The following is a 21830-nucleotide window of genomic DNA, read 5'->3' on the forward strand; positions in this document are numbered from 1 at the left end:
GCTTCAGTTCAGCTTGGAGACTGCGACATGCTTGAGCAGATCAGCCACCGAAGTGTTCATCACGTCCGTAAACGGTTTGGGATAGATGCCCATGTACAACACGGCAATCGCCAGCAAAGCCAGCATCAGGAACTCGCGGCTGTTGATGTCTGTGAGCGCCTTGACATCGTCGTTGGCCACGGGGCCGAGGTAGACGCGTTTGTACATCCACAAGGTGTAGGCCGCGCCAAAGATAAGTGCCGTTGCTGCGGCGCCGCCTATCCAGAAGTTGTATTTGGTGGCGCCCAGGATCACCATCCATTCGCCGACGAAACCCGCCGTGGCCGGCAGGCCGCAGTTGGCCATGGCAAACAGCAGTGCAAACGCCGCGAACTTGGGCATGGTATTCACCACACCGCCGTAGCTGGCAATTTCGCGCGAATGGACGCGGTCGTACAACACGCCGATGCACAGGAACATGGCGCCGGAAACAAAGCCGTGGGCAATCATCTGCACCAGACCGCCGGAGACGCCCAGGTCATTGAAGATAAAGAAGCCCAGCGTGACAAAGCCCATGTGAGCCACGGACGAATAAGCCACCAGCTTTTTCATGTCCTGCTGCACCAGAGCCACCAGCCCCACATAAATTACTGCAATCAATGACAGTGCAATCATCAACCAGGCCCACTCGTGCGAGGCGTCTGGCGCAATCGGCATTGAGAAGCGCAGGAAGCCATAAGCGCCCAACTTGAGCATGATGGCGGCCAGGACGGCCGAACCGCCGGTAGGTGCCTCAACGTGCACATCGGGCAACCAGGTATGTACCGGCCACATCGGCACTTTCACGGCGAATGCGGCGAAGAACGCGAAGAACAACAGCGTCTGCACGGTGCTGCCCAGCGGTAGCTTGTGCCAGATCAGGATGTCGAAACTACCGCCCGATTTGTTGTACAGGAAGATCAGCGCGACCAGCATCATCAGCGAGCCGAGCAGTGTGTACAGAAAGAACTTGAACGCCGCGTAAATCTTGTTGGGTCCGCCCCAGATACCGATGATGAGGTACATCGGGATCAGCGTGGCTTCGAAGAAAACGTAAAACAGAATTCCGTCAAGAGCCGTGAACACGCCGATCATCAGCCCGCTCAAGATCAAGAAAGAAGCCATGTACTGATTAACGCGCGTGGTGATGGCTTCCCAGCTGGCGATGATGACCACCACATTGATAAAAGCCGTCAGCAACACAAACCACAACGAAATGCCGTCTACACCCAGGTGGTAGTTGACGTTAAAGCGCTGGATCCAGCTGCCCTTCTCCACAAATTGCATGGCCGAGGTGTCCAAGGCAAAGCCGCTGTACAAAGGCAACGTGACCAGAAAACTGATGACCGCACCCATCAGCGCGATCCAGCGAACGCTGCGCGCCTGCTCATCACGGCCTAGCGCCAGCAGAACCACACCGAAAACAATCGGCGTCCAGATCGCAAGACTCAACAAACCCATTCTTGTTCTTCCTTGTTTTTGTTGAACTGATCAGCGGTTGAGCCAGACGAAGTACGTCATCAACACAAACACGCCAATGATCATGCCGAAGGCATAGTGATAGATGTAGCCGGACTGCAACCTGCGCACGAAGCTGGAAACCCAGCCAACCAGTTTCCAGGAGCCATTGACCAACGCGCCGTCGATCAGTTTCTGGTCGCCACCCTTCCACAACGCTGTGCCCAGAAGCCGTGTGCCGCGAGCCAGCACATTTTCGTTGAACCAGTCGAGGTAGTACTTGTTTTCGAGCAAGGTGAATACGGGCATGAACATGCGCTTGATCGCGGCCGGCAGCGCGGGGTTGATCATGTACATGTACCAGGCCAGCACTGAACCCGACAGGGCCAGCCAGAACGGCGCGGCAGTGAGACCATGCAAAGCCATCTGGGCCGGGCCGTGGAACAACTGCTTGAGCTCTTCCATGGCGGGGTGTTTTTCCAGATTCACCAGGATGGAATCCTTGAAGAACTCGCCGTATAGCATGGGCTCTATTGTCATGAAGCCGATCACCACGGACGGAATCGCCAGCAGAATCAGTGGCACCGTTACCACCCAGGGAGATTCGTGCGGCTCGTGGTGTTCGTCATGGTGGCCGTGGTCGTCGTGGCCATGGTGATGCGCATCGGGGTTTTGGTCAAAACGCTCCTTGCCGTGGAACACAAGGAAGTACAGGCGGAACGAATAAAAAGCCGTGACGAAGACCCCGGCCAGCACTGCGAAATACGCGAAACCAGAACCTGCCAGATGGCTTTCGTGCACGGCTTCAATGATGCTGTCCTTGGAGTAGAAACCTGCAAACAGCGGTGTGCCGATCAGGGCCAGCGTGCCCAGCAGCGAGGTGATCCAGGTGATCGGCATGTACTTGCGTACGCCACCCATCCAGCGGATGTCCTGGTTGTGGTGCATGCCGATGATGACCGAGCCTGCAGCCAGGAACAGCAGCGCCTTGAAGAAGGCATGCGTCATCAGGTGAAACACCGCGACGGAATAGGCAGAGGCACCCAAAGCGACCGTCATGTAACCCAGCTGCGAGAGCGTGGAATACGCGACCACGCGCTTGATGTCGTTTTGGATGATGCCCAAAAACCCCATGAACAAGGCGGTGATCGCTCCGATCACCATGATGAAGCTGAGCGCAGTGTCGCTCAGTTCAAACAGGGGCGACATGCGGGCCACCATGAAAATTCCGGCGGTCACCATGGTCGCGGCGTGAATCAGCGCGGAGATCGGGGTCGGGCCTTCCATGGAATCGGGAAGCCAGACATGCAGCGGGAATTGCGCCGATTTACCCATGGCGCCGATGAACAGACAGATGCAGATCACAGTCACCAGCATCCAGCCGGTACCCGGAAAGCTCAGTTTCGACAGCGCGTCGGCCTTGGCAAAGGCTTCTGCGTAGTTCAGCGTGCCGGCATAAGCGGCGATCAGGCCGATGCCGAGGATGAAGCCGAAGTCGCCTACGCGGTTGACGAGGAAGGCCTTCATGTTCGCAAAGATAGCGGTGGGCTTGTTGAACCAGAAGCCAATCAGCAGGTAAGAGACGAGACCCACGGCCTCCCAGCCAAAGAACAGCTGCAGCATGTTGTTGCTCATCACCAGCATCAGCATGGAGAAGGTGAACAGCGAGATGTAGGCGAAGAAGCGGTTGTAGCCCTCGTCTTCTTCCATGTAGCCGATGGTGTAGATGTGCACCATGAGCGACACAAAGGTCACCACGCACATCATCATGGCCGTGAGGCCGTCGACCAGGAAGCCGATTTCCATTTTCAGGCCGCCCACGTTCATCCAGGTATAGAGCGTTTCATTGAACCGCGCGCCATCGATGGCCACACTCTTGAGCGTCATGGCCGAAATGACGAAGGCCACCAGCACGCCGAGGATTGTAAGGGTGTGCGACAGGCGCCGGCCTATCCAGTTGCCACCGAAGGAGGTGCCGAGGATACCTGCCGCCAGGGCACCGGCCAGGGGTGCCAGCGGAACGGCCAGTAGAGTTGAAGCGTTGAGGGTGGATGCCATATCAGTTTTTTTCCGCCGAGCAAGTTGCGCAGGCAAACAAGAAAGCCCTGCCGGGGCCGCCACGGAACCGGCTCTGCCGGGCCGTCAGCGGCGCCCCCTTGAGGGGGAGGCGGCCGGAGGCCGCTTCGGGGGGGAACGTCATCTTTAGCCTTGGAGCGTGTTGAGTTCGTCTACGTTGATGCTGGACTTGTTGCGGAACAGCAGCACCAGGATGGCCAGGCCGATGGCCGATTCGGCCGCCGCGACGGTCAGGATAAAAAACACAAAAACCTGGCCGGCCATGTCGTTCAGGTAATAAGAGAAAGCCACAAAGTTCATGTTCACCGCCAACAGCATGAGCTCAATGGCCATGAGCAGCACGATCAGGTTTTTGCGGTTCAGGAAGATGCCGATGACTGACAGCGCGAACAGCATGGCTCCCAGCGAAAGAAAATGTCCGAGGGTGAGCGTCATGGTTTCTTTTCCTCGGCAGGTGCGGCGGCCGCGGCGACAACCGGTGCGGCCACGACGGATTTCATCTTGACCAGGCTGACGCGGTCGGCGCGCTTGACCCGGATCTGTTCTGAGGGGTTCTGGTATTTGGAGTCCTTGCGTGCGCGCAAGGTCAGTGCGATAGCGGCAATGATGGCCACCAGCAGAATTACGGCCGCCACTTCCAGCGGATAGAGGTATTCGGAATACAGCAGCTTGCCGAGTTCCTTGGTGTTGGAAACCTGCGCACCAATCTGGCCCGCGGCGGTCGCCACCTTGGGAGGCTCACGGAAGCCGCCCATCAGCACATAAGACATTTCCAGCGCGATGATGGCGCCGACTGAACCGGCCAGCGGGAAGTGCCTCCAGAAACCCTTGCGTATGCTGTCGATATTGATGTCCAGCATCATCACGACGAACAGGAAGAGCACCATCACGGCCCCCACATAAACCAACACCAGCGTGATGGCCAGGAATTCGGCTTTAAGCAAGATCCAGACGGCAGACGCCTGGAAAAAAGCCAATACGAGATACAGCGCCGCATGCACCGGGTTGCGCGCGGTAATCACCTTGAATGCTGCAAACAGCAGCACTGCGGCGAAAACATAAAAAAGACCTGTTTTAGCGTCCATGTTGTGGTGGATTCTTTCTTGAGCCAGCAGCCTGGTAAGTGGGTTCAGCGGTACTTGGCGTCTGCCGCGCGGTTGGCGGCAATTTCGGATTCGTAGCGGTCACCCACAGCCAGCAGCATCTCTTTGGTGAAGTACAGGTCACCACGCTTTTCGCCGTGGTATTCAAAGATATGGGTCTCGACGATGGAGTCGACCGGGCAGCTTTCTTCGCAGAAACCGCAGAAGATGCACTTCGTCAGGTCAATGTCGTAACGCGAGGTACGGCGGCTGCCGTCTTCACGCACGTCCGACTCAATGGTGATGGCCATCGCCGGGCACACCGCTTCGCACAGCTTGCAGGCGATGCAGCGCTCTTCGCCATTTTCATAACGGCGCAGCGCATGCAGGCCGCGAAAACGCGGGCTCAGCGGGGTCTTTTCCTCGGGAAACTGGACCGTGATCTTGCGGCTGAACATGTACTTGCCGGTCAGGGCCATGCCCTTGAACAGCTCGGTGAGCATAAAGCTCGAAACAAAATCTTTGACGGAGGCTACGGCACTCATGATGATTTCCTGCGCAACTGGGTCAGACAAGGGCTGCTGTTCAAGCAGGGGCCGCGGGACTGGCTTCGCCAGACCGCAGGCGCAGCGGCCCCCTCGGGGGGCAGTGCATTACACGAAGTGAAAAGCGTGGGGGCCATAGTCACTTCCAGATGTTGTAAGGGGTCTGCATCCAGGCCCCAACGACCACCAGCCAGACCAGGGTCACAGGAATGAAAATCTTCCAGCCCAAACGCATGATCTGGTCGTAACGAAAGCGCGGGAAAGTGGCGCGCACCCACAGGAACATGGTGACCACGACGAATGTCTTGGCGCCCAGCCAGATCCAACCCGGGATGAAGCTCAGGGCTTCAACAGGTGGCAACCAGCCGCCCAGGAACAGCAGCACGGCCAGGATGGCGACCAGCCACATGTTTGCGTATTCGGCGAGGAAGAACATCGCGAAAGCCATGCCCGAGTACTCAACCATATGGCCGGCCACGATTTCAGACTCGCCTTCGACGACGTCGAAGGGGTGGCGGTTGGTCTCTGCCAGGCCGGAGATGAAGTACACGACAAAAATCGGCAACAGCGGCAACCAGTTCCACGACAGGAAAGTCCAGCCGTGGCTGGCCAGCGTGCCCTTGTCCTGGCTCATCACGATGTCCGTCATGTTGAGGCTGCCCGATACCATCAGCACCACCACCAGGCAGAAGCCCATGGCGATTTCGTAGCTGACCATTTGCGCCGAAGCGCGCATGGCGCCGAGGAAGGCGTATTTGGAATTCGACGCCCAGCCGGCGATGATCACGCCATAGACTTCCAGCGAGGTAATAGCCATCAGGAACAGCAGGCCGGCATTGATGTTGGCCAGCGCGATCTCCGGCCCGAAAGGAATCACGGCCCAGGCGGCTAGGGCCGGCATGATGGTCATGATGGGGCCGAGCACGAACAGGCCCTTGCTCGCGGCCGTCGGGATGATGATTTCCTTGGTCAGCAGCTTGAGCGCATCGGCAATCGGCTGCAGCAGGCCGAAAGGCCCGACCCGGTTGGGGCCCAGGCGAATCTGGGTGAAACCGATGGCCTTGCGTTCCCACAGCGTGAGGTAAGCCACGCAACCCATCAGCGGCAGCAGGACGCAGACGATCTTGATGAGCGCCCACAAAACAGGCCACACCGTGGCGGGCCAGATACCGCCCATCAAACCCTGACCGAAAGCGTAAATCGCGTCAATCATGCGACCACTCCTTCCAGCTTGGTTTGAAGGCCGCCGGCCTGGCGGGCATCCGCCGTCAGCTGCAGCGATGTGGCGCGCCTGACCAAGCCGTCAAGCTGATAGATGCTGGCTACGGCCGGCACCTGGGTGTGCGCCGCCGACAGCTGGATGCCGCCCTGCGTGGCATTGCCCAGTTTGCCTGCGGGAAGCTGCGCCGCTTCGGCGCCTGCGACCTGCTTGAGCACGTCTTGCGAGGATTCGAAATCAAAACCGGGCACGCCCAGCAGATTGGCGAGCACGCGCAACACCTTCCAGGCTGGGCGTGTATCACCTAGCGGTTTGACGACGGCGTGAAAGCCCTGCACGCGACCTTCGGCGTTCACAAAGGTGCCAGGGGTTTCGGTGAAAGGTGCAATTGGCAGCAACACGTCGCTAAAGCCCATGTTGGCCTTGAAAGGGCTCAGGGTCACGACCATTTGCGCGGCGTTGAGCGCGGATTTGGCCCTGATGCCTGCGGCCGAATCAAACTCGGGTTCGTTGTTGAGCAGGATCACGGCCTTGAGCTTGCCGTCCAGCATCTGGCCTGCATTGAGGCCCTTGTTGGCGGGCAAGGCACCGGCCAGTTGAGCGCCAACGGTGTTGGCGGCTTCCGTGAGGTAGCCCACGGTGGCGCCGGTCTGCTCGCCTATCCAGTTGGCCAGAGCCAGCAGGCTGGACGCGTTGGCGTGGTGTGCCGCGGCATTGCCCAGCAAGATGGCTTTACGCTCGCCACCCTGCAGGGATTTGGCGATGGCCTTGGCGGCATCGGTGGCCTGGCCGGCGGCGGGCGCCGTGATGCCCTTGTCGGCAGCAATCGCCGCGGCCACATCAGCCAGGGACTGCGCCCAGGCTTCGGGCGCTGCCAGCAGCGTGTTGGCGATGGGCATGGCCCAGGCCTCGGCGTTTGCCAGTTCAGCGGTCGAATTGATGGTGCTCAGCGCCGCGCCCTTGCGGGCGGCCTGGCGGATTCGCTGCGCGAACAGCGGATGGTCCTTGCGCAGGTTGGAGCCGACCACCAGCACACGCTGCAGTTGCGACAGCGATACGATAGAGGTGCCCAGCCAGCGGATGGCCGAAGGCGCGGTGAACTCGGCATTGCGCAGGCGGTAGTCGATGTTGTCGCTGCCCAGGCCGCGCATCAATGACGCAGCAAGGTAAAGCTCTTCGAGTGTGCTGTGCGGGCTGGCCAGCGTGCCGATGCTGTCGGCGCCGTGGTCGGCCTTGATCTGCTTGAGGCCGTTGGCCACGTATTCGAGCGCGGTCTGCCAGTCGACGGTCTTCCATTCGCCGCCCTGCTTGAGCATGGGGCTGGTCAGGCGTTCGTCGCCGTTGAGGGCTTCATACGAGAAGCGGTCGCGGTCGGCGATCCAGCATTCGTTGACGTCTTCGTTCTCCAGCGGCACCACGCGCATGACCTTGTTGCTCTTGACCTGGACGATCAGGTTGGCACCGGTGGAGTCGTGCGGGCTGACCGACTTGCGGCGCGAGAGCTCCCAGGTGCGGGCGCTGTAGCGGAAAGGCTTGCTGGTCAGCGCGCCGACCGGGCAGATGTCAATCATGTTGCCGGACAGCTCGGAGTCCACCGACATGCCGACGAAGGTTTCGATCTCGGCGTGCTCGCCGCGGTGCGACATGCCGAGCTCCATCACGCCGGCCACTTCCTGGCCGAAACGTACGCAACGGGTGCAATGGATGCAGCGGCTCATTTCCTGCATGGAAATCAGCGGGCCGACGTCCTTGTGGAAGACCACACGCTTTTCTTCTTCGTAGCGCGATTCGCTGCCACCGTAACCGACGGCCAGGTCTTGCAGCTGGCACTCGCCGCCCTGGTCGCAGATAGGGCAGTCCAGCGGGTGGTTGATCAGCAGAAACTCCATCACACCCTTTTGGGCCTTGATGGCTTTGTCGTTCTTGGTGCGCACGATCATGCCTTGCGTGACGGGCGTGGCGCAGGCCGGCATGGGCTTGGGCGCCTTCTCCACGTCAACCAGGCACATGCGGCAGTTGGCGGCAATGCTCAGCTTCTTGTGATAGCAGAAGTGAGGAATGTAGGTGCCGGCTTTTTCGGCCGCATGCATCACCGTGCTGCCTTCGAGCACTTCCACCTTCTGGCCGTCGAGTTCTATTTCAACCATATTTTTTTCTTTCCGCAGTTCAGGCTTGCACAGCAGCCGGAACCGAAGCGTGAGGAACCTGTGGTTTGATCATGGCTTCAAACTCATGACGGAAGTGTTTGATCATGGCGCGCACCGGCATGGCCGCCGCATCGCCCAGCGCGCAGATGGTGCGGCCCTGGATGTTGTCTGCTACCGAGTTGAGCAGGTCCATGTCGGTCTGCTTGCCATGGCCGTTATGGATGCGGTCCACGACGCGCCAAAGCCAGCCCGTGCCTTCGCGGCAAGGGGTGCATTGCCCGCAGGATTCGTGCATGTAGAAGTAGGACAGGCGCTTGAGCGACTCGACCATGCAACGGCTGTCGTCCATCACGATCACCGCGCCCGAACCCAGCATGGAGCCAGCCTTGGCGATGGAGTCGTAGTCCATGGTGCATTCCATCATGATGGACGCTGGCAGCACGGGCGCCGACGATCCGCCCGGAATCACGGCCTTGAGCGTGCGGCCTTTGCGCACGCCACCAGCGAGCTCAAGCAGCTTGGAAAACGGCGTGCCCATGGGCACTTCGTAATTACCTGGCAATTCGACGTCGCCCGAGACCGAATAAATCTTGGTGCCACCGTTGTTGGGCTTGCCGCACTCGAGGTAAGCCTGACCGCCGTTGCGGATGATCCATGGCACCGCAGCGAAGGTCTCAGTGTTGTTGATGGTGGTGGGCTTGCCGTAAAGGCCGAAGCTCGCCGGGAACGGCGGCTTGAAACGCGGCTGGCCTTTTTTGCCTTCAAGCGATTCCAGCAACGCCGTTTCTTCGCCGCAGATGTAGGCGCCAAAACCGTGCGAGGCATGGAGCTGAAAGCTGAAGCCGCTGCCGAGTATCTTGTCGCCGAGGAGGCCGGCGGCACGCGCCTCTTCAAGCGCTTCTTCAAAACGCTGGTAGGTCGCGAAGATTTCGCCGTGGATGTAGTTGTAGCCCACGCTGATACCCATGGCATAGGCGGCAATCGCCATGCCCTCGATCACGCTGTGCGGGTTGTACTGCATGATGTCGCGGTCTTTGCAGGTGCCCGGCTCGCCTTCGTCGGAGTTGCAGACCAGGTATTTCTGGCCCGGGAACTGGCGTGGCATGAAGCTCCATTTGAGCCCGGTCGGGAAACCGGCGCCGCCGCGGCCACGCAAGCTGCCGGCCTTGACTTCGGCGATGACCTGGTCGGGCGTCATGCCCTCGCCGCCGTCCTGCTTGAGGATTTTGCGCAGGGCCTGGTAGCCGCCGCGCGCTTCGTAGTCCTTGAGCCGCCAGTTGCTGCCGTCGAGGTCGGCCAGGATTTGCGGATTGATGTGCCGGCCGTGGAAGCAGGTTTGCACGCCAGTGGCCGCGAACTGCGACAACACACTTTGCGCGGCTGCGCTGTTGGGAGACAGGGGTGCGAGCGTCATGGTTGCTTTGCCTCGGCGGATTTGAGACCCTCGATCAGCTGGTCCAGCTTCTCGTTGCTCATGAAGCTGCACATGGTGAGGTCGTTGACCAGCATCACCGGCGAATCGGCGCAGGCGCCCAGGCATTCGGATTGCTGCAGCGTGAACAGGCCGTCGACGCTGGTCTCGCCCATGGCGATGCCCAGCTTGTGCTCCAGGTGCTTGAGGGCCTTGGCACCGTCGCGCAGCTGGCAAGGCAGGTTGGTGCACACATTAAGTTTGTACTTGCCAACGGGACGCTGGTTGTACATGTTGTAGAAGGTGGTGACTTCATGCACGGCGATGGGCGCCATGCCGAGGTACTCGGCCACGACCTTCTCGCTTTCCGCGCTCACGAAGCCGTGCTCTTCCTGCAGGATGGTCAGGCATGCCATGACGGCCGACTGCTTCTGGTCCGCGGGGTATTTGGCGACTTCGCGGTCGAAGCGCGCTCTGGTTTGTTCAGAAATCATGAGAGAAGCCATCCGGTTTAGCGATCAATCTCGCCGAACACAATATCCATGGTGCCGATCACGGCCACCGCGTCGGCAATCATGTGGCCGCGCGACATTTCGTCCATGGCGGCAAGGTGCGGAAAACCCGGCGGACGGATCTTCAAGCGGTAGGGCTTGTTGGCGCCGTCGCTGACGATGTAGATGCCGAATTCGCCCTTGGGGTGCTCGACCGCCGCGTAGGCTTCGCCTTCGGGCACGTGAAAGCCTTCGGTGAAGAGCTTGAAGTGGTGGATCAGCTCTTCCATGTTGGACTTCATGGATTCGCGGTCGGGGGCGGCGACCTTGTGGTTGCTGGTGATCACAGGGCCGGGGTTCACGCGCAGCCAGTCAATGCACTGTTTGATGATGCGGTTGGACTGGCGCATCTCCTCGATGCGGACCAGGTAGCGGTCGTAGCAGTCGCCGGTCTTGCCGACCGGGATGTCGAAGTCCATCTTGTCGTAGACGTCATAGGGTTGCTGCTTGCGCAAGTCCCAGGCGAAACCCGAGCCCCTGAGCATGGGGCCGGTGAAGCCGAGGTTGAGGGCGCGCTCGGGCGATACGACGCCCACGCCGACGGTCCGCTGCTTCCAGATGCGGTTGTCCGTCAACAAAGTTTCGTATTCGTCGACGTAACCCGGAAACTTGTTGGTGAAGTCTTCAATGAAGTCGAGCAGCGAGCCCTGGCGGTTTTCGTTCAGCGCTTCAATGGCCTTGGCGTTTTTGACCTTGCTGACCTTGTACTGCGGCATGCTCTCGGGCAGATCGCGATAGACGCCACCCGGACGGAAATAGGCTGCATGCATGCGCGCGCCGGAAACAGCCTCGTACATGTCGAACAGCGCTTCGCGTTCGCGGAAGCAGTAAATCAGGATGTTCATCGCGCCGCAGTCGAAACCGTGCGCGCCCAGCCACAGCAGGTGATTGAGCAGGCGCGTGATTTCAGCGTACATCACGCGGATGTACTGCGCACGAATCGGTACGTCAACGCCGAGCAGCTTCTCGATGGCCAGGCAGTAGGCTTGCTCGTTGGACATCATGGAGACGTAGTCCAACCTGTCCATGTAAGGCAGCGACTGGATGTAGGTCTTGCTCTCGGCAAGCTTTTCGGTTGCGCGGTGCAACAGGCCGATGTGCGGATCGGCGCGCTGGATCACTTCGCCGTCGAGCTCTAGCACCAGGCGAAGCACACCGTGCGCCGCAGGGTGCTGTGGCCCAAAGTTAAGCGTGTAGTTTTTGATTTCAGCCATGTTATTAAAGCTTCCCCCCGAAGCGGTCTGCGGCCGCCTCCCCCTCGAGGGGGCAACACCAGTGGCCCGGCAAAGCCAGCTCCACGGCGTTCACTTGAAAAAGCCCGCCCATCACAAAACACTCATGTTTCATGATGCCAAGCCGCCGTAATTGTCTTCACGGATCACGCGCGGCGTGATCTCGCGCGGCTCTATGGTGACCGGCTGGTAAATCACGCGCTTTTGCTCGGGGTCGTAGCGCATTTCCACATGACCCGAGGTCGGGAAGTCCTTGCGGAAAGGATGGCCGATGAAACCGTAGTCGGTCAAGATGCGGCGCAGGTCGTTGTGGCCTTCAAAGATGACGCCGTAGAGGTCAAAGGCCTCGCGCTCAAACCAATTGGCCGAGTTCCAGATGCCGTTGAGCGAGTCCACCACGGGAAAGTCGTCATCGGGGCAAAAGACCTTGAGACGCACACGCTGATTGAGACTGACCGACAGCAGGTGCGACACCACGCAGTAACGCAGGCCGTCGTACTGGCCATCCTTGTATTCGGAATAGTCGACGCCGCAGAGGTCGATCAACTGCTCGAAGCGGCAAGCGGGCGCATCACGCAGCAAAGTGGCGACCGCCAGGTAATCGACGGCGGAGACTGTGAGGGTAATTTCGTCAAGCGCGATCTTCAGGCTTTTGACCTTGTCACCGAGCACCGCGCGAATCGTCTCGGCGAGTTGCTCCATGGAAACAGGAGAAGAGGACATGCTTATGCCCTCGCAATCGTGTTGGTGCGTCGAATTTTTTGCTGCAACTGGATGATGCCGTACATCAGCGCTTCCGCCGTGGGTGGGCAGCCGGGTACGTACACGTCGACCGGCACGATGCGGTCGCAGCCGCGAACCACCGAATAACTGTAGTGGTAGTAGCCACCGCCGTTGGCGCACGAGCCCATGGACAGCACCCAACGTGGCTCGGACATCTGGTCGTAAACCTTGCGTAAGGCCGGGCCCATCTTGTTGCACAGCGTGCCGGCCACGATCATCAGGTCGGACTGGCGCGGACTGGGACGGAACAGCATGCCGAAACGGTCAATGTCGTAACGGGCCGCGCCCGCATGCATCATTTCGACCGCGCAGCAAGCCAGGCCGAACGTCATGGGCCAGAGCGAACCTGTCTTGGCCCAGTTCACCACCGAGTCGTAACTCGTGGTCATGAAGCCTTCGTTGAAAACACCTTCAAGTGACATACCCGTACCTTTGTGGCGAGACTCGCCTAGAGAACCCTCGGGATCTTTTTATTCCCAGTCCAGCGCACCTTTTTTCCACTCGTAGACAAAGCCCACGACCAGAATGCCCAGGAAAATCATGACGGACCAGAAACCGACAGGACCGATATCCTTGAGCGCCACGGCCCAGGGAAAGAGGAACGCGATTTCGAGGTCAAAAAGAATGAAGAGGATGGCGACCAGGTAGTAGCGCACATCGAATTTCATGCGGGCATCTTCGAAAGCCTCGAAGCCGCATTCATAGGGGGAGTTTTTTTCACTGTCTGGCCGCACGGGACCCAACAAACGCCCCAGGACCTGAGGCACCACGCCGACACCCACACCGACCAGAATAAACAGGAGAACAGGAAGGTATTGATCGAGGTTCATCGTGGATTCAACTTCTGAAAAGCCACTGCGCGGCCTGTTTCAGCTTGCCGTTTGAGCCGACAACATCACCGCAGTGCGGTTGCCGATGCTTGTCAATCTGGTGCGGACGGCGAGACTCGAACTCGCACACCTTTCGGCACTACCCCCTCAAGATAGCGTGTCTACCAATTTCACCACGTCCGCGGTATTTAACTGCCTGGATGGCATGAGGAACCTTGCGGTTTTTGGCTTTCCAGGCAGTCTTAGAGTTTACCCCGAAATATTGCCCCTCCCGACTGCGGGCGGCAGCAAAATCTCGTTATTTCGTCGGGATTTGCGCAGCGCCGGATGCTGCGGGTGCGGGCGGGACAGGAACTGCTGTGCCGGCGCCTGAAGGCACGGAGGTTCCCGGAATCTGGGCTGCACCGGAGGCCGCCACCGCAGGCGCGGGAGCGGTCACGGCTGCACCGTCCAGAACACTGGAACCGGTACGCGCGGGCGCGTTGCCAAAATAAGCCAGCAGCAAAGTGCAGGCAAAAAACAACGCGGCCAGGACGCCCGTGGTGCGCGACAGAAAATTGGCACTGCCGCTGGCGCCGAAAAGGCTGCCCGAGCCGCCGCTGCCAAACGCTGCGCCCATGTCGGCACCCTTGCCGTGCTGCACCAAGATCAGGCCAATCATGCCAAGCGCCGACAGCATTTGCACAGCGAGGACAATGGTTAATACAACGTTCATATCTACTCCTAAATTAATAGCGGGCTGCGCTCGTCAGTTGCGGGCTGCAGCAATAATTGTCAAAAAATCGGGGGCTTTGAGCGACGCACCACCGATCAGGCCCCCATCAATGTCAGGCTGGGCCAGCAGGGTGGCTGCATTGGAGGCATTCATGCTGCCGCCGTACAGGATTTTCACGCGGGCAAACTGATCGGTCGCCGCCTTCAACTGGCCTCTCAGCACGTGATGCACGGCCTGGGCTTCTTCGGGCGAAGCCGTCTTGCCGGTGCCGATAGCCCACACGGGCTCATAAGCCACGACGATTTCGCTGATGCAGTGACCGTTGGTGTGAATCACCGCAGCCAGCTGGCGCTTGACGACTTCTTCGGTATGGCCGGACTCACGCTCGGCCAATGTTTCGCCCACGCAAACGATGGGCGTGATGCCCGAAGCCAGCGCGGCCTTGGCCTTGTCGGCCACCAGCGTGTCGGTCTCGCCGTGGTATTGGCGGCGCTCCGAGTGGCCCACAATCACAAAACGGCAGCCGAATTCTTTGAGCATGGCGGCGCTGACCTCACCCGTGTAGGCACCATTGGCATGGTCCGACACATCTTGCGCACCCAGTTCAATGCTCGACAGCGTAGGTTTTGCCGCCCGCAGCAACTGGACCTGCGCCAGATACGGCGCGGGAACACATACAGCCACCTCGCACGCCGGAGGATTGACCAAGCCCTGCGCCAGCGCATCCAGCAAAGCCGCGTTGGCCTCGAGGCCTCCGTTCATCTTCCAGTTACCTGCAATGAGCTTCTTCATGCCGCCGTTACCAGGTTAAAACAATTTTGCCGATGTGCTGATTCGATTCCATCAGCGCATGTGCGCTGGCGGCATCGGCCGCGGCAAACGTGCTGTGAATCACCGGTTTGACCGCACCGCTCGCGAGCAATGGCCAAACCTTGTCTTTCAGCGCAGCCGCAATCGCGCTCTTGAATTCGACAGAACGTGCGCGCAGGGTCGAGCCGGTGACGGTCAATCGTTTGCGCAGCACCAGCCCGGCATTGAGTTCGGATTTGACGCCGCCCTGTATCGCGATGATGACCAAGCGGCCATCTTCAGCCAGGCATTCCACCTCACGCGCCACGTAGCCGCCCGCCACCATGTCGAGAATGACGTCAACGCCTCGCCCACCGGTCAATGACTTCGCCTCCACCGCAAAGTCACTGGTCTTATAGTTGATGGCATGGTCGGCCCCCAGGGCCACACAAGCAGCACATTTTTCGTCGCTGCCGGCAGTCACCAGCACGGTAGCGCCCATGGCCTTGGCGATCTGGATGGCCGTCACGCCGATGCCGCTGGAACCGCCTTGAATCAGCAAGGTTTCACCAGGCCGCAGAGTGGCCCGCTCAAACACATTGCTCCAGACCGTGAAAAAGGTTTCGGGCAACGACGCCGCTTCAATGTCGCTCAGTCCCGGAGGAACTGGCAGGCACTGCCCCACCGGGGCAACACACAACTCCGCATAACCGCCGCCCGCAACCAGCGCACAGACGCGGTCACCGACGCCGAGGCCAGCCACAGCCATGGCTGCAGCATCACCCGAGACGATCACGCCCGCGACTTCAAGCCCCGGAATATCGGACGCACCGGGCGGCACCGGGTAATGACCCATGCGCTGGAGAACATCAGGACGATTGACGCCGCTGGCGCTCACGCGGATCACTACCTCGCCAAGGCCTTCGACGGGCGCCGGGCGTTCGCCCGGGCGCAACACCTCAGGTTTGCCGTAAGCGGTAATTTCAACAACTTTCATGGGATGCCAAGGTCTAAGGTATTTTGGGCTGCTAACGCCCGGTAGACGGGCGCGAGCAGCTACAAAATCAATAGCAGTACGAATTAACCCCGATCCTGGTCCTGAGCGGGGCGGTCAAGCAAAGCTTTCATCGACAGCTTGACGCGACCCTTTTCGTCCGTCTCCAGAACCTTGACTTTGACGATCTGGCCTTCGCTCAGGTAGTCGGTAACCTTTTCGACGCGCTCGTGGGCGATCTGGCTGATGTGCAGCAGGCCGTCCTTGCCGGGGAGCAGGTTGATCAGTGCGCCGAAGTCCAGGATCTTGGTGACCGGGCCTTCGTACACCTTGCCGATTTCGACTTCGGCGGTGATCTCGGCGATGCGGCGTTTGGCTTCATCGGCCTTGGCGCTGTCGTTCGACGCGATGGTGATGGTGCCGTCTTCCTCGATGTTGATCTGCGTGCCGGTTTCTTCGGTCAGCGCGCGAATGACGGCGCCGCCCTTGCCGATCACGTCGCGGATCTTCTCGGGGTTGATCTTCATGACGTAGAGGCGAGGTGCGAAGTCGGACACTTCAGCCTTGGCTTCGCCCATGGCTTCCTGCATCTTGCCCAGAATGTGCATGCGGGCTTCCTTGGCCTGAGCCAGTGCGACCTGCATGATTTCCTTGGTGATGCCCTGGATCTTGATGTCCATCTGCAGCGCAGTGATACCGAAGGTGGTACCGGCAACCTTGAAGTCCATGTCACCCAGATGATCTTCATCACCCAGGATGTCGGTCAGCACGGCAAAGCGGTTTTCTTCCTTGATCAGGCCCATGGCGATGCCGGCCACGTGAGCTTTCATCGGCACGCCGGCGTCCATCAGCGACAGGCAGCCGCCGCAGACCGAAGCCATCGACGAGGACCCATTGGACTCGGTGATTTCAGACACCACACGCATGGTGTACGGAAATTCTTCCTTCGTGGGCAACACGGCGATCAGCGCGCGCTTGGCCAGGCGGCCGTGGCCGATTTCGCGGCGTTTTGGCGAGCCGACACGACCCGTTTCGCCTGTGGCGAACGGAGGCATGTTGTAGTGCAGCATGAAACGGTCTTCGTAGTCGCCTGACAGCGCATCGATGCGCTGTGCATCACGCTCGGTGCCCAGCGTGGTCACGACCAGCGCCTGGGTTTCGCCACGCGTGAACAAGGCCGAGCCGTGGGTGCGCGGCAGCACGCTGTTGCGGATTTCAATTGCGCGCACGGTGCGCGTGTCGCGGCCGTCGATACGCGGCTCGCCGGCCAGGATCTGGCCGCGGACGATTTTTGCCTCGATGTCGAACAGCATGCCGTCAACAGCCACGCCGTCGAATTCGACGCCCTCAGCCTTCAGGCCGGCTTTGGTCCAGGTGGTCACTTCGCGGGTGGCATGGGTGCGCGCCTGCTTGTTGCGGATCTGGTAAGCGGCTTGCAGTTTTTCTTCGGCCAGTGCTACCACCTTGGCTATCAGCACTTCATCCTTGGGAGGAGCGCGCCAGTCCCAGACCGGCTTGCCGGCATCACGAACGAGTTCGTGGATCGCATTGATGGCAACGTTGCCTTGCTCATGGCCAAACACGATGGCGGCAAGCATGATTTCTTCAGACAGTTGCTGGGCTTCGGACTCGACCATCAGCACAGCAGCTTCGGTACCGGCCACAACCAAGTCCATCTTGGATTCTTTGAGCTGCGTCTTGCCGGGGTTCAGAATGTACTGGCCGTCGATGTAGGCAACGCGTGCAGCACCGATGGGGCCGTTGAACGGAATGCCGGAAATTGCCAGCGCTGCGCTGGAGGCGATCAACGCAGGGATGTCGCCTTCGACTTCTGGGTTCAGTGACAGCACATGGATCACGACCTGCACTTCGTTGAAGAAACCTTCAGGGAACAGCGGGCGGATCGGGCGGTCGATCAGGCGGGACGTCAACGTTTCAAATTCGCTGGGGCGGCCTTCGCGCTTGAAGAAGCTGCCGGGAATACGGCCGGCGGCATAGGTTTTTTCCAGATAGTCGACCGTCAGCGGGAAGAAATCCTGGCCGGGCTTGGCTTCGGTCTTGGCGACCACGGTGGCCAGCACCACGGTGCCGTCCATGTCCAGCAGCACAGCGCCACCGGATTGACGCGCCACTTCGCCGGTTTCCATCGTGACCTTGTGCTGGCCCCATTGGAAGGATTTGGTGACTTTGTTGAAAATGCTCATGTTCTTATCTCCACTAAATTCACGCACTTGAGGCAGTGCGGGAGGCCCGGAGTGGCGGCTGGCTGAACACGATGCCATTCCACAAAATGCCTGAGATCAGGGACCAGCCCAGGACTTTTTTTGTGGAATGACACAGCGCGTGCTCGTTTTGCCTTGCTCCGAAGTAAAAAGCGCCTGAGCTAGTGAACTAACTCAGGCGCTTTCAAATCGTTGTTACCGATTACTTGCGCAGGCCAAGCTTGGCGATCAGCGCGGTGTAACGTTCGGCATCTTTGGACTTCAGGTAGTCCAGCAGCTTGCGGCGGCGGCTCACCATGCGCAGCAGACCGCGGCGGCCGTGGTGATCTTTGGCGTTGGCCTTGAAATGGGGGGTCAGTTCGTTGATGCGGCCGGTCAGCAGCGCCACTTGAACTTCAGGGCTACCGGTGTCGCCGGCGGCACGTGCGTTGGCCTGAACGATTTCGGCCTTGATTGATTTTGCAATCATGTTTTCTCTTTCTTGCACCGAAGTGCGCTTGCGAGCGAAGCAGCGTTCCCGATATGGGAGTTGAATAACCGCTTTCGTCGTGTTCCGGCAGCCAAACGCCCAAAAAAGGACCTCAAACTGCGCAGAGCCTTGGATTATAGCCCAAGCCAGCGCTGGAGGCGCTCCACCCCTTGCCCCAGCCTGGCGACGTCCTGGCTGGCGAAACACCAGCGTAACCAGCCCTGGGCCTCAGGCCCGGGGTTGACCATAAAGGCATTGCCGGGCGCCAAACCCACCCCCCCCTCCACCACCAGGCGTTTGGCAGTCTCCAGAGAATCCCCAAACCGCGCCTGGTCTTCCAGCCTGAAAAAGGCGTACATGCCGCCTTTGGCAGGGGCCAGCTGCACACCCGGCACCGCTTGCAGCAAAGGCACCAGGGTGTCGCGGCAGGTTTTGAGGTGGGCGACCACCCGCGGCGTGATGTCGGCCGTGCGCTCGATGGCCACCAGTCCGGCGCGCTGCACAAACACCGGCGCGCAGGAGGTGTTGAATTCCACCAGCTTGCTCATATGCGGGGTCATGGCCGGCGGCATCACCAGCCAGCCCAGGCGCCAGCCGGTCATCAAAAAGCTCTTGGAGAAGCTGTGGACGACCACCAGACGGTCCTCTGGCGCCGCAATATCCAGAAAGCTCGGCGCGCAACCGTTGGGGGTGGGTTCGTAATACAGCCGCTCATACACCTCATCAGCCAGGATCCAGGTGCCGGTTTTGCGGCAATGGGCCAGGATAGCCTCCTGCTCGGCACGCGACAGCGTCCATCCGGTGGGGTTGTTCGGCGCGTTGACGATCAGGAGCTTGGTATTCGGCGTGATGGCCGTCAGCAGTTCAGCGACATCGAGTCGCCACTCGCCAGCCACGGGCTTGAGGCTGACGCACGTCACCCGCGCACCCATGATGGCAGGCTGCGCCGTCAGGTTGGGCCAGACCGGCGTTACAGCCACCACCTCATCGCCCGCATCGACCAGCGCCTGCACTGCCAGCATCAGCGCATTGACGCCGCCCGACGTGACTGCGATGCGCTCGGCCGTGATGGACGCGGCGCCCGAACAGCGCAAGCCTGTCGCATAGCTGGCAATAGCCTCGCGCAATTCCGGCAGGCCCAGGTTCTGCGCGTAAAACGTTTCGCCTTGCTGTAGCGACGCAGCCGCCGCCTCGCGAATAAAAGCGGGCGTGACTTCGTCACTTTCACCAAACCAGAACTTGAGCACATCGCTGCGCCCCATGCCCGCGTTGGCCACCTGGCGGATCATCGATTCTTCAAGGTTTAAAACAGCCTGTCTCATGGAAATGCTCGATCTGCCTGCCGGCGTCAGTCAATAAGGAAAAATCTCAGGGCCGGACCATTTTGCAGCTGCTCGGCTGCTCGGCCCGTTCAGACGAAATCGTCTTGATGACGCGAAAGCCGTAACCCGAGCCTTCCACATCAAACTTCACGCCCGGCGCGCCTTGTTTGCCCATCAGCGCCACCAGCAGCGGCTGCTGGAACTGGTGGTCAGCGGTGCGCATCGTGCCTTTGTGGCCGGCGAAAGTGACGGCAGTGTGCTCCAGTTGCGCGGCCACCGCGCCCGCGTCGGCGCTTCCCGCCTTGTCAATACTTTGAGCCAGGGCTTCAACCATGAGCTGCATCCGCATATGCACATAGTCGTCCTGCGGCTTGGGAAAACGCTGGCGGAAAGATTGGTAAAAAGCCTCGGACTGCGCACCAGCTTCATTGGGGAACCAGTCAGCCACCGCGAGGACCTTGCCCACACCCGCGTCGCCCAGCGCACCCGGCACGCCCAGCGCGTTGCCGTAAAAAGTGTAGAACTTGCCTTCGAAGCCAACCTCTTTGGCCGCCTTGATCAGCAGCGTCAGGTCGTTGCCCCAATTACCCGTCAGCACCGCCTGCGCGCCGCTGGCCTTGATCTTCACGGCGTGGGGAATGAAGTCCTTGACACGGCCCAGCGCATGCAGCTCGTCGCCCACGATTTGCACATCGGGTCTTTGTACGCCCAGCTGCTTGCGCGCCTCGCGCAGCACCGCCTGGCCGAAGCTGTAGTCCTGGCCGATCAGGTAAATGCTTTTGAGCGCCTTGTCGTCCTTGAGCACATCCATGAGCGCGGCCATGCGCATGTCGGCATGCGCATCAAAACGGAAGTGCCAGTAGCTGCATTTTTCATTCGTCAGGATAGGGTCGACCGCCGAATAGTTGAGGAACAGCACGCGTTTGTTCGGCTCGCGCTCGTTGTGCTTGTTGATGGCATCGATGAGCACTGCAGCAATGGCGGACGAGTTGCCCTGCGCCACGATGGTCACGCCGTCATCGATTGCCGAGCGCAAGGCCGCCAGCGCCTCTTCGTTCTGGCCCTTGTTGTCGTAGCGCTCCACAACCAGGTTGCGCGGCCCGCCGGCCAGCTTCACGCCGCCACGCGCGTTGACGCGCTCGGTGGCCCAGACCAGATTTCGAAACACCGCTTCGCCGGTATTGGCAAACGCACCCGACAGGCTTTCGATCAGCGCAATGCGCACCGGCGGCAGGTTGGTGGTCTGTGCACCAGCGGCCAGCGAGGCGCAAAGACATAGGGCCGTGAACAGGCGTTTCAAGTGTTTCCGCATAAAAAAATAGACCCTTGCCTTTTGCTTGATTTGGCTTGAATAAACCGCCGGCATACCAAATTGGAATCCATGCGGCAATCACGGTGAACGCCGCGCAGTGTAAGGGGAAAACGCCCCTTGTTAACCCATCAAGGAATCAACATGTTTTACTCTCTCGCCAACCGCCCCGCCCGCGCATTTCATCGCCACTACGCGCCCGTCGTGAGCAACGGCGCACTGGAAAACTTCCTCAACGACACCTTCTCTTCACTGTCCGACACCGGCGCCGCCAAGGCCGCCAGCGTGGAAGACCTTGAAAAGGCCTACACCCTGCAGCTCGACGTTCCGGGACTGGCCCGCGAACAGCTGGACATCGGCATCGAGGGCGACGTGGTCCGCGTGTCCAGCAAGGAAGACGCGCCCCGCAAGGTCAAGGCCGCCTGGCGCTTCCCGGTGGAAATCGACACCGCCAATAGCAGCGCGAAGCTGGAAAACGGCGTGCTGACTTTGACGCTGGGTAAGAAAGTGCCCGTCAGCAACGTAGCGCGTCTCGATATCCAGTAATCGCTGATCAAGCCGAGTATCCGCCGGAATGTTTCCGGCGGGCGCCCCTCAGGGAAATGCCCTCCTGGAGGGGCGGAAGCTACAGCAGCCAGGGCCGCGGAACTGGCTTGGC

The 21830-nt window shown here is 60.1% G+C and carries 21 protein-coding genes and 1 tRNA gene; 1 reads left to right on the forward strand and 21 read right to left on the reverse strand.

Going from position 1 to position 21830, the window contains the following annotated elements; all coding sequences use genetic code 11:
• Positions 1–3: 3 nt before the first annotated feature.
• The 21 genes from ABI546_RS12620 to ABI546_RS12720 form a co-directional block, all read right to left on the reverse strand.
• A complete protein-coding gene (locus tag ABI546_RS12620) occupies positions 4–1479 on the reverse strand; it encodes an NADH-quinone oxidoreductase subunit M (protein ID WP_348046938.1) in 1476 nt (491 codons plus the stop codon).
• A 30-nt stretch (positions 1480–1509) separates the two neighbouring features.
• A complete protein-coding gene (nuoL, locus tag ABI546_RS12625) occupies positions 1510–3534 on the reverse strand; it encodes an NADH-quinone oxidoreductase subunit L (protein WP_348046939.1) in 2025 nt (674 codons plus the stop codon).
• A 144-nt stretch (positions 3535–3678) separates the two neighbouring features.
• The gene (gene nuoK / locus ABI546_RS12630) at positions 3679–3987 is read right to left on the reverse strand and encodes an NADH-quinone oxidoreductase subunit NuoK (RefSeq protein WP_007864437.1); all 309 of its coding nucleotides are present in this window, start codon (positions 3985–3987) and stop codon (positions 3679–3681) included.
• Positions 3984–4637 carry an NADH-quinone oxidoreductase subunit J gene (locus tag ABI546_RS12635; protein ID WP_348046940.1) on the reverse strand — a complete coding sequence of 218 codons (654 nt, stop codon included), beginning with the start codon at positions 4635–4637 and terminating at the stop codon, positions 3984–3986. The genes nuoK and ABI546_RS12635 overlap by 4 nt, the downstream gene beginning before the upstream one ends.
• 44 nt (positions 4638–4681) lie before the next feature.
• Positions 4682–5179: an NADH-quinone oxidoreductase subunit NuoI gene (gene nuoI, locus ABI546_RS12640; RefSeq protein WP_348046941.1), complete on the reverse strand. Its 498-nt coding sequence runs from the start codon at positions 5177–5179 to the stop codon at positions 4682–4684.
• A 139-nt stretch (positions 5180–5318) separates the two neighbouring features.
• Positions 5319–6392, reverse strand: a complete 1074-nt coding sequence (gene nuoH, locus ABI546_RS12645) for an NADH-quinone oxidoreductase subunit NuoH (protein ID WP_348046942.1) — start codon at positions 6390–6392, stop codon at positions 5319–5321.
• Positions 6389–8545 (reverse strand): NADH-quinone oxidoreductase subunit NuoG, encoded by a 2157-nt coding sequence (gene nuoG, locus ABI546_RS12650; protein WP_348046943.1) that lies wholly within the window; start codon positions 8543–8545, stop codon positions 6389–6391. Before nuoG ends, nuoH begins: the two co-directional genes overlap by 4 nt.
• A gap of 19 nt (positions 8546–8564) precedes the next feature.
• Positions 8565–9959, reverse strand: coding sequence for an NADH-quinone oxidoreductase subunit NuoF (nuoF, locus tag ABI546_RS12655; protein WP_348046944.1), 1395 nt, complete (start codon positions 9957–9959; stop codon positions 8565–8567).
• On the reverse strand, positions 9956–10450 hold the full coding sequence (gene nuoE / locus ABI546_RS12660) for an NADH-quinone oxidoreductase subunit NuoE (RefSeq protein WP_348046945.1): 495 nt from the start codon (positions 10448–10450) through the stop codon (positions 9956–9958). Before nuoE ends, nuoF begins: the two co-directional genes overlap by 4 nt.
• Positions 10451–10467: 17 nt before the next feature.
• Entirely contained in the window at positions 10468–11721 is a 1254-nt protein-coding gene (locus ABI546_RS12665; protein WP_348046946.1) for an NADH-quinone oxidoreductase subunit D, read from the reverse strand.
• A gap of 129 nt (positions 11722–11850) precedes the next feature.
• On the reverse strand, positions 11851–12462 hold the full coding sequence (locus ABI546_RS12670) for an NADH-quinone oxidoreductase subunit C (protein ID WP_348046947.1): 612 nt from the start codon (positions 12460–12462) through the stop codon (positions 11851–11853).
• A 2-nt stretch (positions 12463–12464) separates the two neighbouring features.
• The gene (locus tag ABI546_RS12675) at positions 12465–12944 is read right to left on the reverse strand and encodes an NADH-quinone oxidoreductase subunit B (RefSeq protein ID WP_092126779.1); all 480 of its coding nucleotides are present in this window, start codon (positions 12942–12944) and stop codon (positions 12465–12467) included.
• Between the two features lie 48 nt (positions 12945–12992).
• Positions 12993–13352, reverse strand: coding sequence for an NADH-quinone oxidoreductase subunit A (locus ABI546_RS12680; RefSeq protein WP_348046948.1), 360 nt, complete (start codon positions 13350–13352; stop codon positions 12993–12995).
• 98 nt (positions 13353–13450) lie between these two features.
• Positions 13451–13535: transfer RNA gene (locus ABI546_RS12685), tRNA-Leu, on the reverse strand.
• Between the two features lie 115 nt (positions 13536–13650).
• Entirely contained in the window at positions 13651–14067 is a 417-nt protein-coding gene (gene secG / locus ABI546_RS12690) for a preprotein translocase subunit SecG (RefSeq protein WP_348046949.1), read from the reverse strand.
• 33 nt (positions 14068–14100) lie between these two features.
• Positions 14101–14859 (reverse strand): triose-phosphate isomerase, encoded by a 759-nt coding sequence (tpiA, locus tag ABI546_RS12695; RefSeq protein ID WP_348046950.1) that lies wholly within the window; start codon positions 14857–14859, stop codon positions 14101–14103.
• Positions 14860–14866: 7 nt separating this feature from the next.
• Positions 14867–15853 (reverse strand): NAD(P)H-quinone oxidoreductase, encoded by a 987-nt coding sequence (locus ABI546_RS12700; RefSeq protein ID WP_348046951.1) that lies wholly within the window; start codon positions 15851–15853, stop codon positions 14867–14869.
• Between the two features lie 83 nt (positions 15854–15936).
• Entirely contained in the window at positions 15937–18054 is a 2118-nt protein-coding gene (gene pnp / locus ABI546_RS12705; RefSeq protein ID WP_348046952.1) for a polyribonucleotide nucleotidyltransferase, read from the reverse strand.
• A 220-nt stretch (positions 18055–18274) separates the two neighbouring features.
• Entirely contained in the window at positions 18275–18541 is a 267-nt protein-coding gene (rpsO, locus tag ABI546_RS12710) for a 30S ribosomal protein S15 (RefSeq protein ID WP_348046953.1), read from the reverse strand.
• A gap of 134 nt (positions 18542–18675) precedes the next feature.
• On the reverse strand, positions 18676–19863 hold the full coding sequence (locus ABI546_RS12715; RefSeq protein WP_348046954.1) for a pyridoxal phosphate-dependent aminotransferase: 1188 nt from the start codon (positions 19861–19863) through the stop codon (positions 18676–18678).
• 46 nt (positions 19864–19909) lie between these two features.
• The gene (locus ABI546_RS12720; RefSeq protein ID WP_348046955.1) at positions 19910–21175 is read right to left on the reverse strand and encodes a branched-chain amino acid ABC transporter substrate-binding protein; all 1266 of its coding nucleotides are present in this window, start codon (positions 21173–21175) and stop codon (positions 19910–19912) included.
• A gap of 141 nt (positions 21176–21316) precedes the next feature.
• Between ABI546_RS12720 and ABI546_RS12725 the strand changes: the two genes are divergently transcribed.
• A complete protein-coding gene (locus tag ABI546_RS12725; RefSeq protein WP_348046956.1) occupies positions 21317–21718 on the forward strand; it encodes an Hsp20/alpha crystallin family protein in 402 nt (133 codons plus the stop codon).
• The last annotated feature ends 112 nt before the right edge of the window (positions 21719–21830 follow it).

It is taken from the genome of Polaromonas sp., assembly GCF_039932935.1.
Taxonomy (GTDB): domain Bacteria; phylum Pseudomonadota; class Gammaproteobacteria; order Burkholderiales; family Burkholderiaceae_C; genus Polaromonas.